Source organism: Xanthobacter autotrophicus ATCC 700552 (assembly GCF_043194565.1).
Taxonomy (GTDB): domain Bacteria; phylum Pseudomonadota; class Alphaproteobacteria; order Rhizobiales; family Xanthobacteraceae; genus Xanthobacter; species Xanthobacter autotrophicus_F.
This window is the reverse complement of record NZ_JBAFVS010000006.1, coordinates 206,637-221,142: the sequence shown is the minus strand read 5'-3', so window position 1 is coordinate 221,142 and position 14,506 is coordinate 206,637. Positions and strand designations below refer to the sequence as shown.

14 protein-coding genes and 1 tRNA gene are annotated in these 14,506 nt (G+C 69.4%); 7 read left to right on the top strand and 8 right to left on the bottom strand.

Annotated elements, in window-relative coordinates; all coding sequences use genetic code 11:
- Positions 1–235: 235 nt before the first annotated feature.
- The 3 genes from V5F48_RS09135 (at position 236) to V5F48_RS09125 (ending at position 1,482) form a co-directional block, all read left to right on the top strand.
- Complete coding sequence (locus tag V5F48_RS09135; protein WP_394258436.1) at positions 236–673, top strand: HesB/IscA family protein; 438 nt, start codon at positions 236–238, stop codon at positions 671–673.
- A 135-nt stretch (positions 674–808) separates the two neighbouring features.
- Entirely contained in the window at positions 809–1,291 is a 483-nt protein-coding gene (locus V5F48_RS09130) for a DoxX family protein (protein WP_394258435.1), read from the top strand.
- Positions 1,292–1,397: 106 nt separating this feature from the next.
- Positions 1,398–1,482, top strand: a tRNA-Leu gene (locus V5F48_RS09125).
- Positions 1,483–1,607: 125 nt separating this feature from the next.
- Here the strand turns inward: V5F48_RS09125 and V5F48_RS09120 are convergent.
- Positions 1,608–1,997, bottom strand: coding sequence for a hypothetical protein (locus V5F48_RS09120; protein WP_394111055.1), 390 nt, complete (start codon positions 1,995–1,997; stop codon positions 1,608–1,610).
- Between the two features lie 326 nt (positions 1,998–2,323).
- On the opposite strand from V5F48_RS09120, the gene V5F48_RS09115 reads away from it, so the two are divergent.
- A complete protein-coding gene (locus V5F48_RS09115; RefSeq protein ID WP_394111054.1) occupies positions 2,324–2,704 on the top strand; it encodes a hypothetical protein in 381 nt (126 codons plus the stop codon).
- Positions 2,705–2,786: 82 nt separating this feature from the next.
- On the opposite strand, the gene eutC is transcribed toward V5F48_RS09115, so the two are convergent.
- The 3 genes from eutC to V5F48_RS09100 all read right to left on the bottom strand — a co-directional run bounded on the left by eutC (position 2,787) and on the right by V5F48_RS09100 (position 5,847).
- The gene (gene eutC / locus V5F48_RS09110; protein ID WP_394258434.1) at positions 2,787–3,563 is read right to left on the bottom strand and encodes an ethanolamine ammonia-lyase subunit EutC; all 777 of its coding nucleotides are present in this window, start codon (positions 3,561–3,563) and stop codon (positions 2,787–2,789) included.
- On the bottom strand, positions 3,560–4,948 hold the full coding sequence (locus V5F48_RS09105) for an ethanolamine ammonia-lyase subunit EutB (RefSeq protein ID WP_394258433.1): 1,389 nt from the start codon (positions 4,946–4,948) through the stop codon (positions 3,560–3,562). Before V5F48_RS09105 ends, eutC begins: the two co-directional genes overlap by 4 nt.
- An 86-nt stretch (positions 4,949–5,034) precedes the next feature.
- Complete coding sequence (locus tag V5F48_RS09100) at positions 5,035–5,847, bottom strand: amino acid ABC transporter substrate-binding protein (protein ID WP_394258432.1); 813 nt, start codon at positions 5,845–5,847, stop codon at positions 5,035–5,037.
- Between the two features lie 388 nt (positions 5,848–6,235).
- Here V5F48_RS09100 and V5F48_RS09095 point away from each other — a divergent pair, with 388 nt between their 5' ends.
- Genes V5F48_RS09095 through V5F48_RS09085 form a run of 3 tightly spaced genes read left to right on the top strand, consistent with a single transcriptional unit; the run spans position 6,236 to position 8,869 of the window.
- On the top strand, positions 6,236–7,231 hold the full coding sequence (locus V5F48_RS09095) for an ABC transporter substrate-binding protein (RefSeq protein ID WP_394258431.1): 996 nt from the start codon (positions 6,236–6,238) through the stop codon (positions 7,229–7,231).
- A 7-nt stretch (positions 7,232–7,238) separates the two neighbouring features.
- Positions 7,239–8,069 carry an ABC transporter permease gene (locus V5F48_RS09090; protein ID WP_394258430.1) on the top strand — a complete coding sequence of 277 codons (831 nt, stop codon included), beginning with the start codon at positions 7,239–7,241 and terminating at the stop codon, positions 8,067–8,069.
- 2 nt (positions 8,070–8,071) lie between these two features.
- Positions 8,072–8,869: an ABC transporter ATP-binding protein gene (locus V5F48_RS09085; protein WP_394258429.1), complete on the top strand. Its 798-nt coding sequence runs from the start codon at positions 8,072–8,074 to the stop codon at positions 8,867–8,869.
- 9 nt (positions 8,870–8,878) lie between these two features.
- Here V5F48_RS09085 and V5F48_RS09080 read toward each other — a convergent pair whose 3' ends face one another.
- The 4 genes from V5F48_RS09080 to V5F48_RS09065 all read right to left on the bottom strand — a co-directional run bounded on the left by V5F48_RS09080 (position 8,879) and on the right by V5F48_RS09065 (position 14,462).
- Positions 8,879–9,799 carry an NAD(P)/FAD-dependent oxidoreductase gene (locus V5F48_RS09080; protein ID WP_394111047.1) on the bottom strand — a complete coding sequence of 307 codons (921 nt, stop codon included), beginning with the start codon at positions 9,797–9,799 and terminating at the stop codon, positions 8,879–8,881.
- 254 nt (positions 9,800–10,053) lie between these two features.
- On the bottom strand, positions 10,054–10,911 hold the full coding sequence (locus tag V5F48_RS09075) for a beta-keto acid cleavage family enzyme (RefSeq protein ID WP_394258428.1): 858 nt from the start codon (positions 10,909–10,911) through the stop codon (positions 10,054–10,056).
- Positions 10,912–11,212: 301 nt separating this feature from the next.
- Complete coding sequence (locus tag V5F48_RS09070; protein ID WP_394258427.1) at positions 11,213–12,595, bottom strand: sigma-54-dependent transcriptional regulator; 1,383 nt, start codon at positions 12,593–12,595, stop codon at positions 11,213–11,215.
- Positions 12,585–14,462, bottom strand: a complete 1,878-nt coding sequence (locus tag V5F48_RS09065) for a sensor histidine kinase (protein ID WP_394258426.1) — start codon at positions 14,460–14,462, stop codon at positions 12,585–12,587. Before V5F48_RS09065 ends, V5F48_RS09070 begins: the two co-directional genes overlap by 11 nt.
- Positions 14,463–14,506 lie beyond the last annotated feature (44 nt).

The window sequence follows — 14,506 nt, the reverse complement described above, 5'->3', positions numbered from 1 at the left end:
TATAATTCCTTTTCTGATAAAAAACAATGGCTCCGTCCTTTAAGCGTTGCTTTGGCCCTGCGTCATTTCGGACCCACCGATGCCGGGCCACACCGGGGCGTGCCGGCCGCTTCAGCCCATGCCCATGGCTTTGATCTACCGCCACGAACATATGGAGCCTTGTGAGGGCGCCCATCATCCTCCATTTATGGGATGTGCCCGTCGTCCTTGAAACGGCGTGGCTCGGAGATTTCCCATGAGCGTTGCTTCAGACACGTCCGCCGCGGCTCCCACCAGGACGCCCGCCACATCGCCCGCCAAGCGGAGCCTGCCGCCGGTTATCCGCATCACCGATGCAGCCGCTGACCACCTGCGCGAGATCCTCGCCGCGGCGGCGCCGGACACGGTCTTGCGTGTGAGCATCGAGAATGGCGGCTGTGCCGGCATGTCCTACAAAATGGATTTTACCACCGAGATCGCCCCCTTCGACTCGGTGGTCGAGGACAAGGGCGTGAAGGTGGTGGTGGATACCAAGGCCGTGCTCTTCCTTCTTGGTACCGAAATGGACTTCAAGACCGACAAGGTCTCGTCGCAGTTCGTCTTCAACAATCCCAACCAGACCTCATCCTGCGGCTGCGGTGAATCGGTTGCGATCACGCCGGTGGACGCTGGCGCGACGCCCGCGCAGGGCTGAACGAAGGCCAGATCCGGGGTTCAGCCGCGGTTCATCCGTGGGGGGACAAGAGAAGCGCGCGGCGCAGGCCGCCGGCGTGAAGTGGAGCGTCGGCGGAGACTGCCGCTTCGTCTTCACAGCACGAAAGGTGCCATCTTGACCCCATCTCCTCTCGCCGCCCTTCTGGCGAGCCCCATCTTCGGCGTTGTCGCGCGCCTGCTGCTCACCTTCATCTTCTGGGGCGCGGGCCTCGACAAGCTGATGAACTATCAGGCCACCTTGGCCGAGATGTCGTTCTTCGGCGTCGAGCCCGCAGGGCTGTTCGCACCGGCGGTCATCGCCGTGCTGCTCATCGGCTCCGTCCTGGTGGTGCTGAACCGCGCCGCGTGGCTCGGCTTCGGCATGCTGGCGGTATTCACGGCGCTGACCATCCCCATCGCGCATCCGTTCTGGGCCATGGAGGGCGAGAAGCGGCTGTTCGAGTTCCACGTGGTGGTGGAACACATCAGCCTCATCGGCGGACTGATGGTGGGCGCGATCCTGTGCCGGAAGCTGGAACTGGAGCGCCGCGGGCGGCAGGAGCGCCTTGCGCAAGGGCAGCGCGCTGGCGCGGAAAGCGCAAATGCGCACAAGGTCTGAACGTGTAAAGGCGCAGAAGGTGTGAACGTGGAGGGTGGCCGCGTTGCCGGCGGCCACCATCTTCCCTAAAGTCCCGCTCCCGGTCGTCATCGCGCGTCCGGCCCGGGCGGACGTGGCGAAACCGGTAGACGCACGAGACTTAAAATCTTGCGCCGCAAGGCGTGCGGGTTCGAGTCCCGCCGTCCGCACCAATTCAGAAAATCAGTCCGGACTGGCGCCCGATAGGGCGGATGCGAACCCATTCAGCAGGGGATTTGCCTGCCGCCCGGTCCGCGCGGGACACGCCGCCACCGTGCCCACCGGCGGCGGGATCGGCTCAGGCCGCGCGGGCGAAGGGCGGCTGGTCCCGGGGCGGCTGGTCCTGGGGTGGCCGGCCTTGGGGCGGCTCGGACTGGGTGGCGTTCAGGAGCCGCGTCTGGACCAGTTCGGCGACCGCCAGCATCTCGCTGCTCCAGGCAAGGGCGGATTGCTGCAGGAAGGCGGCCTCGCGCGAGAGCGCTGCGGAGGGGTTCTGCTCCTTGACGAGGTCGTTCAGGAACTGGACCTGCTCCTGCATCTGCCGTCCGACAAACTGCTGCATATGGGTGGACGCGGCCAGCGGACAGTCGAAGAACAGGTTTTTCCAGACCGCGAACGGCCAGGCCACAGGTGGCGTTCCGGTGCTGAGGGCGCGCGCCAGGCCTTGAAAAACGGCGGAATCGTTCATGTTCGTGTCTCCCGTCGGGCGTTGGCCCCCGACCCGGCTGCGACCCGCCGGGGACGCAGCACTCCCATGACCAGTATCAAGGGTCCTGTGCCGGCCGAGCCTTGCGCGAGGTCAAACGCGTTGCGAACGCAATGCGCGAAAATCACCATTCAACGGGTTACCCTTGAGTGCGGGTGATTCCGTCGTCGCGGCCCTTCGCCGCCGTTCCGGCAAAGCCGTTGGCTTGCTGCGGGAGCGGCCGGCGAAAGGTGTGACCGTAAACGCATCGTGATGCCCGTTTTTGGGCCGGCGATGTACGAGACCGTCAGGTCCGGGGAGAGAAACGCATGTCCCAGTTGCCGCACGGCTTCCGTCAGATCCGCATGGAGCTTGCCCGGGAGAAAGGCCATCCGGATGGTTTGCGCACTTTCGGCTATAGCTTCGTGGCGCCGCTGAACGAGGCGGGACGCATCGATCCCACCTTGTGGGCGAAGCATCGCGAGGTGTGCCGCGTGGTCCGCTTCCGCCCCGACGAGGCGGACGAGGTGGGCCATCTGGTGCGCCGTCCCGGCGGAAGCTGGGCGTTCCGCTATGACATCCACGGCACCGACGACGATGAGGCCGGCTATCGCTTCGGCGACGAGCGCTTCGAGGTGGGGGAGTATATTTCCGTCCGGGAAGATGACGAGATGCACACCTTCCGTGTGGTCTCCGCCGAGCAGGTATGAGGCGAAGGCGGCCCGCACTGCAGGGCGGGCCATTTTGCAGGCCGGGCCATTTTTCGGGAAACCGCAGGGCGCGAACCGGCCGTCAGCCGGCGCTCAGCAGCGTCGGCGCGCCCCCTTGTTCGAGCAGCAGGTCGCTTTCGTCCTTCAGCGCCACGCCGGTGATCTGCCTCCGCAGCGCCTCGCGGATGTGCCAGGCGAGCTTGAAGGCGGCGACCTCGAAGCTCAGCCCATCGGGGCGCACGTTTGAGATGCAGTTGCGCTCGGCATCGGTGCGGCCGACCTTGGGATCGAAGGTGAGGTAGAGGCCGAGGCTGTCGGGCGAGGACAGGCCCGGCCGCTCCCCCACCAGCAGCACGCAGGCTTGTGCCTTCAGGAGGGCGCCCACCTCGTCCCCCAGCGCCACCCGCGCGCCGGAGGCAATGACCACCGGCGCGAGGCTCCAGCCAGCCCGGGCGACGAAGGGCTTGAAGGCCGCAAGGAAGGGCAGGGTCTGGGCATGGATGGCGGCGGCGGAGAGCCCGTCCGCCACCACCAGCACCAGATCCACCGGATTGCCCGCCGCCGCGGCGAGCTTGGCGCGGCTGGCGTCCGACAGGCGACGGCCGAGGTCCGGCCGGCGCAGATAGACATCGCGCGCCGGCGCCGCGCTGGACACCCGCAGGGTGGCAAAGCCGAGGCTTTCCACCTCGCCCGCCACCCCATCCGCATCAAACCCCGTATGCACCGCGTCGCGGGCCTGGGCGTGGGCAAGGGCGAAGCGCAGCACCTCTTCCGTGGGCAGGCTGGCTCCGGTGCGGCCGAGCGCGATGCGCGCGGGCGTGTGGCGGGAGAAGATCGCCCAGGGATCGCGGGCGATCATGCCGCGCGCCCGGCCACGTAGCCCAAAAGCGGATGGCGCGCATCGGCAGGTAGCAGGCGGCCATCGGGCGCGGTGATGTCCATGCGCTCCAGCCACGCCGCGAACTCCGGCGCGCGCTTCAGCCCCAGCAGCTCGCGGATGTAGAGCGCATCGTGGAAGGAGGTGGACTGATAGTTCAGCATCACGTCGTCGGCGCCGGGAATGCCCATGATGTAGGTGACCCCAGCGGCGCCGAGCAAGGTGAGCAGCGTATCCATGTCGTCCTGGTCGGCTTCGGCGTGGTTGGTGTAGCAGACATCCACGCCCAAAGGCACGCCAAGCAGCTTGCCGCAGAAATGATCTTCGAGCCCGGCGCGGATGATCTGCTTGCCGTCATAGAGATATTCCGGCCCGATGAAGCCGACGACGGTGTTAACCAGCAGCGGGCTGAAGGCGCGCGCCACCCCATAGGCGCGGGCTTCCAGCGTCTGCTGGTCCACCCCGTGATGTTCGTTGGCGGACAGGGCCGAGCCCTGGCCGGTCTCGAAATACATGGCATTCTGCCCCACCGTGCCGCGCTTCAGCGCGCGGGCGGCGTCGGCGGCCTCGGCGAGCACTTTGAGATCGATGCCGAAGGAGCGGTTCGCACCCTGCGTCCCGGCGATGGACTGGAACACGAGGTCCACCGGCGCGCCGCGCTCCATCAGGCCGATGGAGGTGGTGACGTGGGTGAGCACGCAGCTCTGGGTGGGGATCTCGAAGCGGGTGATGACCTCGTCCATCAGCTTCAGCAGGCGGTCGATCACGGGCAGGCTGTCGGAGGCGGGATTGATGCCGATCACCGCGTCGCCGCAGCCATAGAGCAGGCCGTCGAGGATGGCGGCGGAGACGCCGGCCGCATCGTCCGTGGGGTGGTTGGGTTGCAGCCGCACCGCCATGGTGCCGGGCAGGCCGATGGTGTTGCGGAAGCGCGTGACCACACGGCACTTCTTCGCCGCGAGGATGAGGTCCTGGTTGCGCATGATCTTGGAGACGGCGGCCGCCATCTCCGGGGTCAGGCCCGGCGCGAGCCCCGCGAGGACCTGCGACGTTGCCTCATGGGACAGCAGGAAATCGCGGAAATCGCCCACCGTCATGGCAGACACCGGGGCGAAGGCGGCTCCGTCGTGGCTGTCGAGGATGAGGCGGGTGACCTCGTCCGTCTCGTAGGGCACGAGGGCCTGCGACAGGAACGCCTTCAGCGGCACCTCGGCAAGGCACATCTTGGCGGCCACGTTCTCCTCGGCGGTGGCGGCGGCGATGCCGGCCAGCATGTCGCCGGAGCGCGGCGGCGTCGCCTTGGCCATCAATTCCTTCAGGTCGGCGAAGACGAAGGATTTGGTGCCGATGCGGTGCGCGTAAGCCATGGCCGGTCTCCACGCTGGTCCGGGGAATGGTTTCTTCTCCTGCAACAAATGTGTCTACGGAGAAGCATCGCTGGCGATGCCGCGCCCTATTTCGGCACGCCGTTGATGACGAAGAGCGCGTTGAGGAACTGGTCCGGCGGGAACTTGCCGAAGCTTTTGGCATAGATGTCGCGGATGCGCTCGGTGCGGTAGAGGTCCGCCAGCGTCGCATCCACCACCAGCCGGAAGGCCTGATCGCCGCGCGGCAAGGCAAGCGCGTAGGTCTCGAAGGTGAAATACTGGTCGGAGAGGCTGAGGCGGTTGCCCGTCGGGCTGTTGGCGATCAGATAATTGAGGATGCCGCGATCGCCGAAATAGGCGTCGAGCTTGCCGTCGGCGAGCTGCTTGAGCCCGTCCGGATGGTCGGTGACGGTGATGATATCGGCGGCGATGCGCATCTGGCCAAGGGTGGCACGCAAGTTTTCCTCGGTGGTGGTGCCGCGCAGCACGCCCACCTTCTTGCCCTTGAGGTCCTCCAGCCCCTTCACCGCCGCGCCGCGGGTCACCACGCCCGCCCCGTCGAGGAAGGTGGGCAGGGAGAAGTCCACCAGCGCCCGCCGCGACATGGTCATGGAGGAGGGCTCGCACAGGATGTCGATGCGCCCGTCGCGCACCGCCTCGAAGCGGTCCTCGGCGGTGACCTTCACATAGTCCACCTTGAGGGTTGGCAGCTTCAGCATCCGCTTCACCCCGTCGGCCACCTCACGGCACAGGTCCACGATATAGCCCGAGGGCTGGCCGTTGGCGGCGGCATAGGAATAGGGCGGGGCGAACTGGCGATAGCCGATGCGGAAGGGCTCGCCGCCCGCCACACGGTCGAGGGTCTGGGCGCCGGCGGTGCCCGCAAGGGCGGCGAGCATGGCAAGGGCCGCGAGGGCCGTCGACAGGCCTCGCTTGGGGCAGCCCCCGCCTGATGAGTGACCGGTTCTTGTCGCCATGCCCATTCCCCCAGATCGCGCCCGCAAGGTCTCGCCCGCAAGCTCCCGCCCGCGGCTGCGATCTTGCCGTGCGCCGCGCGCCGCGCCAAGGGCTGCGTGGTTGGCGCGGCGCCCTGTGCCCGTCCCCCACGCGCAAGCGGCAGCCGCGCGCCGGTCATGGTCTGGCGCGCAACCGCGCGGCTGCGGCACCAAGGCCCACGCGCCAGCGCCAAAGGCGGCTTGGTCCAGGTGGCGACTTATTATATCTAATTGAATATAGCTTATGCGCCGTCCGTGGTTTCGGCGCCTGCATTGCCCCGGGGGATGTTCCATGAACGGATTGCTCAATCGGCGGGCGCTTCTCAGTGTGCTTGCAGGCTCTGCCGGGGTCCTCGCCTGGCCGCAGCTGCCGGCGCTGGCGGCCCCGGCGCCGGGGCTCGAAATCCTGGGTGCGCCCAATGGCTCCACCATCGTGCTGCTGCGTCTGCTCCAGTCCGGGGCGCTCGATCAGGTGGCGCCCGGCGCCACCTTCCGCCTGTGGCGCGACACGGACGAACTGCGCGCCGCCATCGTCTCCGGCCGCGCCAGCCTGTTCACCACCCCCACCCATGTGCCGGCGAACCTCGCCAATCGCGGCCTGCCGCTGAAGCTGTTCGCCATCCTGTCCATGGGCCATCTGTTCGTGATCTCGTCGGATGAGAGCATCACGTCGTTCAAGGACCTCGCCGGCAAGGAACTGGTCGGCTTCTTCAAGAACGACATGCCCGACCTCGTCTTCCGCTCCATCGCCAAGGGCCATGGCATGGACCCCGACAAGGACATGACCCTCACCTATGTGCGCACCCCCATGGAGGCGGCGCAGATGCTGGCCGCCGGGCGCGCCACCACCGCCATCCTCTCCGAGCCGCCGGCCACCGCGGCGATTCTGATGGCGAAGCGGGAGGGCCGCACGCTCACCCGCGCCATCAGCCTGCAGGATGACTGGAAGGCGCAGCACAAGGGCCTCGGCCTGCCCATGGCCGGCATCGCCGTGCACGAACGCCTGATCGCTGAGAGCCCGGAGCTGATCGCGGCGCTCGGCGCCGGCCTGCCCGGCGCCCGCGACTGGGTGATGGCCAACAAGGGCGAGGCCGGCCAGCTGGCCGAGCAGAAGATGGATGTGAAGGCCCACATGTTCGCCAATGCCCTCGACCACTTCAACGTGGTGGCCGAGCCGGCGGCCAGGCAGAAGGCCGGCCTCGTCGCCTTCTACGAGACCCTGCTGGCCTTCGAGCCCGATGCGCTGGCCGGCAAGCTGCCGCCCGACAGCTTCTACATGAATTTCTGAGGCGGTGATGGCCTGGGCCGACCGCAGCCGCCCCGTCGCGCGCCTCCGGGCGAAGGACGTGCCGCTAGGCGTGAAGCGGTCGCGCGATCCGGCCTTTGCGGTGGCGCTTTGGACGGCGGCGGGCCTCTGCCTCCTCGCCCTCGCGTGGCAATGGGGCGCCATGGCCCTCGGCCCCTTCGTGCTGCCGAGCCTCCAGGACACGGGACAGGCCATGGTCCATCTGGTGGTGAGCGGGGTAGCCGGCCCGGCGCTCCTTGCCACCCTCGTCCATGCCCTCGGCGGGTGCCTTGCGGGGGGCGCGGTGGGGCTGGTGCTAGGCATTGCCGGCGGATTGGTGCTGCCGGTGGGGGCCATGTCCCGCCCGGTGTTCACGGCGCTGCTGGGCACGCCGCCCATTGCCTGGGTGGTGCTGGCGCTGCTGTGGTTCGGCCCCGGCGGCGCGGCAGCCGGCTTCACCGTTGCGATCACCGCGGCGCCCATCCTCTTCCTCGCCGCGCTGGAGGGCGTCGCCAGCCGCGATCCGGCCCTTGCCGAGATGGCGCGGCTCTATCGCGCACCGCCGCTCCAGCGCCTCACGGACCTGGTGCTTCCCGGGCTCGCCGATTTCCTCCTGCCGGCGCTGGCCACGGCGCTCGCCTTCTCCTTCAAGGTGGCGGTGATGGCGGAAGTGCTGAGCGGCGCCGATGGGGTCGGCGGCGGCCTCGCCACCGCCCGTTCCCATTTCGACCTTGCCGCCACCATGGCGTGGATCGTGTTGGCGGTCATTGTGCTGCTCGTCGCCGATGCCCTGCTGCTGGCGCCCCTGCGCGGCTGGCGGTCATCGCGGACGGAGGCCTGACCGTGCTCGAGTTGGAGGGGCTGCATCTGGGCTTCGGCGGCGTGCCGGTGCTGGCGGGCATCGACCTGGCGGTGAAGCCCGGCGAACTGGTGGTGCTGCTCGGTCCCTCCGGCTGCGGCAAGACCAGCCTGCTGCGCCTCGCCGCCGGTGTTGAGGCGGCGCAGGCCGGGCGCGTGGCCAACGGCTTCGCGCGCACCGCCATGGTGTTCCAGGACCCGCGGCTGATGCCCTGGGCCGACGCGCGCGACAATGCCGCCTTCGGCCTCAAGGCGCTCGGCATGGCCAGGGCGGAGCGCCGTGCGGCGGCGGAGGCGATCTTGCGGCGGCTGGGCCTGAGCGACGCCGATCTGGACAAGCGGCCGGCTCAGCTCTCCGGTGGCATGCAGCAGCGGGTCGCCATCGCCCGCGCCTTCGCGCTGAAGCCGGACCTCGTGCTGATGGACGAGCCCTTCTCGGCTCTGGACGTGGGTTTGCGTAGTCATCTTCAGGCCCTGTTGCGGGCCGAGGTGGAAGGGGCGGGGGCGGCGGCCCTGTTCGTCACCCACGACATCACCGAGGCGGTGCGCCTTGCCGATCGCATCGTGGTGCTGTCGCCCCGGCCGGCGCGGGTGGCGGCGGATCTCCCGCAGGCGCCGGTCCGGCCTGATGCGGCGCCGGGCGCCGTGTTCGAGGCCGCAGCCGCCCTCTTGAGACGGACGGAGGTGGCGGCGGCGCTCGCCGTGCCGGTGACCATGGGCGCGGCCTTGCGGTGCGCTCCAGCTGGGCACTCAAGCCTCGGCAAGCCGGCTCCCGCGCGCTGAAAGCAGCTTTTATCCCCGAACCGGATCGGTGGCCGCCACGCGGCGCACCCGCTCGGCGAAGCGGGCGACGGCGTCCTGCTCCAGCGTGCGCTGGATGGCTTTTGCCGCCACCACGCCATCGGCCATGGAGGTGGCGCAGCACGGATGCATGCGCTGGGCGATCTCGCCGATGGCGTAGAGGTTGGGGACGGAGGTTTCGCAATCCGCGCTGGTCTCCACGAAGCCGCGCGGGTCGCGGGCGAGGTTGAGGTGCCGGGCGTAGGGCAGATAGGGTTCCCAGCCGTAGAGCACCACGATGCGGTCGAAGCGTCGGCCCGCCACCTCGGGAATTTCGGGCGCCACCGGATAGGCGCCGATACGCACGTCCGCGGGGGGCACCTTCTCCAGGAACTCGCGCCGGGCGCGGATGGTGCGGGCGTAAAGGGTGATGCGCTCCGCGCCGCGCTTGCGCACGAAAATGTAGTTCTCGAAGGCATTGTCGCCGCCGCCGAGAATGGCGACGGACTGGCCCTCGAAAGCCGCGTTGAACATGGTGCGGCCGGGGCCGATGATGACCGCGTTGGATTCCGTGAAGCCGCCCTTCACCGGCCGCACGCCGGAGGCGAGCACGCAGGCGCGCCCCAGCAGCGTCTCGCCGCCCGCCGTGGTGATGCGGAAGCCGCCCTCCACCACCTCCAGGGCGGTGACCGACTCGCCGAAGCGGCAGACGATGTCATGCTCCATCACGTGGCGATGGATTTCGGCGGCGACCTCGAACCCGGTCCTGTCGCGGACGGGGGCCATCCACTTGTTGGGATAGGGATTGTCGTTCTGCAGGCCGCCGAGAACCTGCCTGCGCTCGACGATGCAGGGGCGGAAGCCGAGCATCTTCAGCCACAGGGCGCATGACGCTCCCGCTGGCCCTCCGCCGATGATCACCGCGTCGAACATGGCTCCCGCCGCCGTCGTTACCGTCGCTTCGAATACGAAAGTCTATGCGAGGTGGATCGCTGCGGCTAGTGAAGGCATGATCCGACCGCCGCCGTCCCGCCTCTTCGATGGACGGGGCCGGCTCTTTGCTTACGTTTCGAGGGCGATCGACCGAGCAGGTTGGTTCAATTTGCTCGGATCGAGCTCCGACGGGGAGCGCGGGTATTGCCTCGGGTGTTCCCTCGGGTGTTTCCTTGGGGGGAATCCCCATGGCCTCACGCCATCAGCATGCGCGCCATGTCGGCGCTGGCCAGCGGGCGGCCCAGGGTGCGGGCGGCCGCGCAGGCGCGCTGCACCTGCGCGGCGTTGTTCTGTGCCAGCGTCCCGTCCGGGGCGAACAAATTGTTCTCGAAGCCCACCCGCACATGCCCGCCCAGCCCCGCCGCCACGCTGGCGCAGGCATTCTCCTTGGGCCCGAAGGCGCACATGGACCACAGGGGCGCAATCTCCGCCCCCGCCGCGAGGAAGGGCAAGAGGTCGGTGGGCTGGGACACCTGGCCCGTGGTGTAGCGCCCCAGCACGAACAGCGGGAAGTTCTGTCCCTCGCCCAGCACGCCGCGCGCCTTGAGGGCGCCGTAGCGCACCACGTCCTGCGCGCTGTAGAGGATGATCTGTGTGAGGATGCGCTCGCGCCGCACGAAGGCGAAGAAATCCGCTGCCGCCGTCTCGGCCGCGTCATCGGGAATGATCTCCCGGAGCGCCAGCGACACCGCTTCCGGCCTCACGTCGCGCACCACGGCCATCTGCTCCGGCGCCCTGTAGCGGCCCGCCGCCTCCGAGGTGATCTGTAGCACCAGCCGGTCGCCCACCGCCGCCCGGATGGCGGCCGAGGCGTCGCGATAGGCGTCGGCGTCCAGCAGGTGGCGGCCCTCGGCATCACGCACATGGAAATGCAGCAGCGCCGCGCCGGCCTCCAGGCTCTCGGCCGCCGTGCGGGCGAGAGCCTGGGCGCTCATGGGCAGGGCCGGGTGGTCCGCCGTGGTGCGGGTGGCGCCATTGGGGGCGTTGGCGACGATGAGGGGCGGCCAGTCGAAGGTGGACACGGGCGCGGGATCGGCGGCGGTCTTGGTCATGGGGGCCTTTTGGGGGTGTCTGCAGGGGACGAGGTGGCGGATCCGGTGATTGAAATTTCGGTACGGAGCGGGGTTAGGGCAGCTGGAAGGGGAGTGCCGTCCCCCCCCTCTCCCCTTGCGGGAGAGGGCTGGGGTGAGGGGTGTGGTGCGACCTCCCGAGCGGACCGGTGTTTCTCGTGGCGTCGACCCCTCAACCCCAACCCCTCTCCCGCAAGGGGAGAGGGGAGGACGGCCGCTCAAGGACCTTTCGCAGAGGTCCCACAAGCCGGGGAGGGTTCCCACCGCGCCCGGTCGCACGTTCTTACTCCGCGGCGGAAAGCCCCAGCCGCTTCATGCGGTCGGAGAGGGTCTTGCGGGGGATGGCGAGCGCCTGCGCCGCCGCCGAGATGCGCTGGCCGGAGGCTTTGAGCGCATCCTCGATGACGAGGCGTTCCACCCGGTCCAGAAGCGCGTCGAGACCCGGCGGCGCGGCCCCGCCGGCGGCGAAATCGGGGGCGAGGAAGCCCAGCATGTGGCGCTCGGCGGCGTTCTTCAATTCGCGCACGTTGCCCGGCCAGTCGGCCAGCATGAGCGCGCGGCGCAGGGATGGCGGCACCTCCGTCACCGGCCGCTGGTACTTCACCGCCGCCTGTACCAGGAACAGCTCGAACAGCAGGGGAATGTCCTCGCGCCGCTCGCGCAGCGGCGGCAGCACCAGCTTCACCACATCGAGGCGGAAGCACAGGTCCTTGCGGAAGCGGCCGGCATCGGCGAGGGCGGCAAGGTCCTCCTTGGTGGCGGCGATCACCCTGAGGTCCACGGGCACGGCGGTGTTGGAGCCGAGCCGCTCGATCCTGCGATCCTGCAGCACGCGCAACAGCTTCACCTGCATGGCCAGCGGCATGCTCTCCACCTCGTCGAGGAAGAGGGTGCCCCCCGAGGCGTGCTCGATCTTGCCGATGCGCTTCTTGCCCGCGCCGGTGAAGGCGCCGGCCTCGTGGCCGAACATCTCGCTCTCGAACATGCTGTCGGGGATGGCGCCGCAATTGACCGCCACGAACGGCCTGTCGCGGCGGCTGCCGCCCTCGTGCAGGGCGCGGGCCACCTGCTCCTTGCCGGCGCCGGTCTCCCCCAGCACCAGCACGTCGGCGGTGGTGGAGGCGAGCTGAGCCACGTCGTCCCGCAGCCGGCGGATGGCCGGGGACTGGCCCATGAGGCAGCGCTCGATGGCGTCGCCCGCCTCGCCCCGGTCCAGCGCCATGCGCAGGCGGCGGTTCTCCATCACGAGGGTGCGCTTGTCGAGGGCGCGGCGCACCACCTCCACGAAGGCGTCGGAGACGAACGGCTTCTCGATGAAGTCGTAGGCGCCCTCGCGCATGGCCGCCACCGCCATGGCCACGTCGCCATGGCCGGTGATGAGCACCACCGGCAATTCGGGGTCGCGCCGGCGCACGTCCGCCAGCAACTCCAGCCCGTCGCGCACCGGCATGCGCACGTCGCTCACCACCACGCCGGGAAAGTCGCGGCCGATGGCGGGCAGGGCCGCGTCCACGCTGTCGAAGGTCTGAACCGCGATGCCGGCCAGCTCCAGCGTCTGCTCGATGGTGATGCGGATGACCTCCTCGTCGTCCACCAGCACCACGCGCGGCCGGGCGGTCGGGTGCGGGACGGGGACGGACTTGAGGGCTGTGCGCTCAGGACACATGGCGCATCCTTTCCGGCTGGGGCGGGGCGGCGTCCGCGCTCTCCACCGCCTCCATGACGAGATCGAAGCCGAGGCCGCCGCCGGCCCGCGCGCGGGCGGTGAGGGTGGCGCCGAACTCGCGGGCGATGGCGAGGGAGATGGGCAGGCCCAGGCCCAGCCCCTCGCCCGCCGGCTTGGTGGTGAAGAAGGGATCGAAGATGCGCGGGAGGGTGGCCTCCGGCAGGCCGGGGCCGTTGTCCTCCACGCTCAGCACGATGCGGCCGCCCTCGCACCGGGTGGACAGGCCCACCCATGCGCGAGGGTGGCCCTTCACCGCGTCCAGCGCATTGCCCACCAGGTTCACCACCACCTGGCTGAGGCGGATGGGCTCGAAGCGCACGGTGGTGGCCATGGCGTCGAGATCGGTTGCGACGCCGATGCCGGCCACGCGGATGCGCGGGGCGAGGATGGCGAGGCTCTCGGCCACCGCCGCCGCCACGTCCACCGGCACCGTCTGGCTGCTGCTCTTGCGGGCGAAGGCGCGCAGCTGGCCGGTGATCTTGCCGAGCCGGTCCACCATGGCGGTGATGCGGCCGAGGTTGGCCTGCGCTTCCTCCTCGCGGCCCTGCTCCAAGAGCTTGCCCGCATTGTCGGCGAGGCCGCGCAGGGCGGTGAGGGGCTGGTTCAGCTCGTGGGTGATGCCGGCGGCCATCTGGCCGAGGGTGGCCATCTTGGCGGCCTGAACCAGCTCGTCCTGCGCGGCGCGAAGATCCGCCTCGGCGCGGCGACGCTCCTCGATCTCGCCGGCGAGCTGGCCGTTGGCGGCGGTGAGGTCGGCGGTGCGCGCCGCCACCTTGGCCTCCAGCTCGCGCTGGGCGGCCTCCAGCGCGGTGCGGGCGGCAAGGCTTTCGCGGACCCGCCTGAGATGCTGCCACCCGTAGAGGCCGATGAGGCCGAGCACGCCGAAGCCCAGCGTCATGCCCACGCGGGCGGTGCGCCCGGCCAGCTCCAGCGGGGCGGCGTCGGCGAACAGCAGCAGGTGCCAGCCGTAGGGCACGAGCGCCTTGTCGTCGGCGATGACGCGGCCGTGGGGAGCCACGTCCGAGGCCGCGATCAGCGGTACGCCGCCCACCGTCTCGACCGTGCCGAGATTGAGCAGCGGATAAGACGGGCGGCCATATTGGCGGGTCTTCTCCATCTCCCGCGCGGTGGCGGCGTCGATGGGGCGGGTGGCGTGGAACTTGAACCGGGGATCGGAGGCGAGGAAGACGATGCCGTGGTCGTCGGTCACCAGCACCCGGTCCGCCGCCTCCTGCCAGACCGCCTCCAGGGGATCGAGATTGACCTTGGTGGCCACCACCCCGCGCACCATGCCGTCGATGGTCACCGGCGCGGTGATGAAATAGCCGGGCACGCCGGTCAGGGTGCCGATGGCGTAGAAGCGGCCGGTGTGGCCGGCCATGGCCTCGGTGAAATAGGGGCGATAGCTGAAATCCACCCCCACATAGGTCTCCCGCGTGTTCCAGTTGGAGGAGGCGATGGTCATGCCCGAGGGGTCGATGAGATAGAGCACGGTGGCGCCGGCGGCGCGGTTCAGGGTTTCCAGATAGGCGTTGACGGTGGCGACCAGCTTCGGGTCGTCGGGCTGGACCAGGGCGCGCCGCACGTTCAGGTCGAGGGCGGCGGCGGCGGGCAAATAGCCGAACCGTTCGATGGCGCCTTCCAGGCTCTGGGCATAGATCTCGCCGCGATGGCGGGCCTCGCTGGCGAGGCGTTCGCCGAGGCGGGCCTCCGCCATCTCCCCCGTCGTCACTACGGCGAAAACCGCCGCCGCGGCGAGAAGGGCGATGAGCACGGCGCGCGCGGCCGTTGCGAGGTGGGGGCGCATGATCCTTGTCCGTCGGCTCCCTGGTCCCCCGTGGCGTGGGCCTT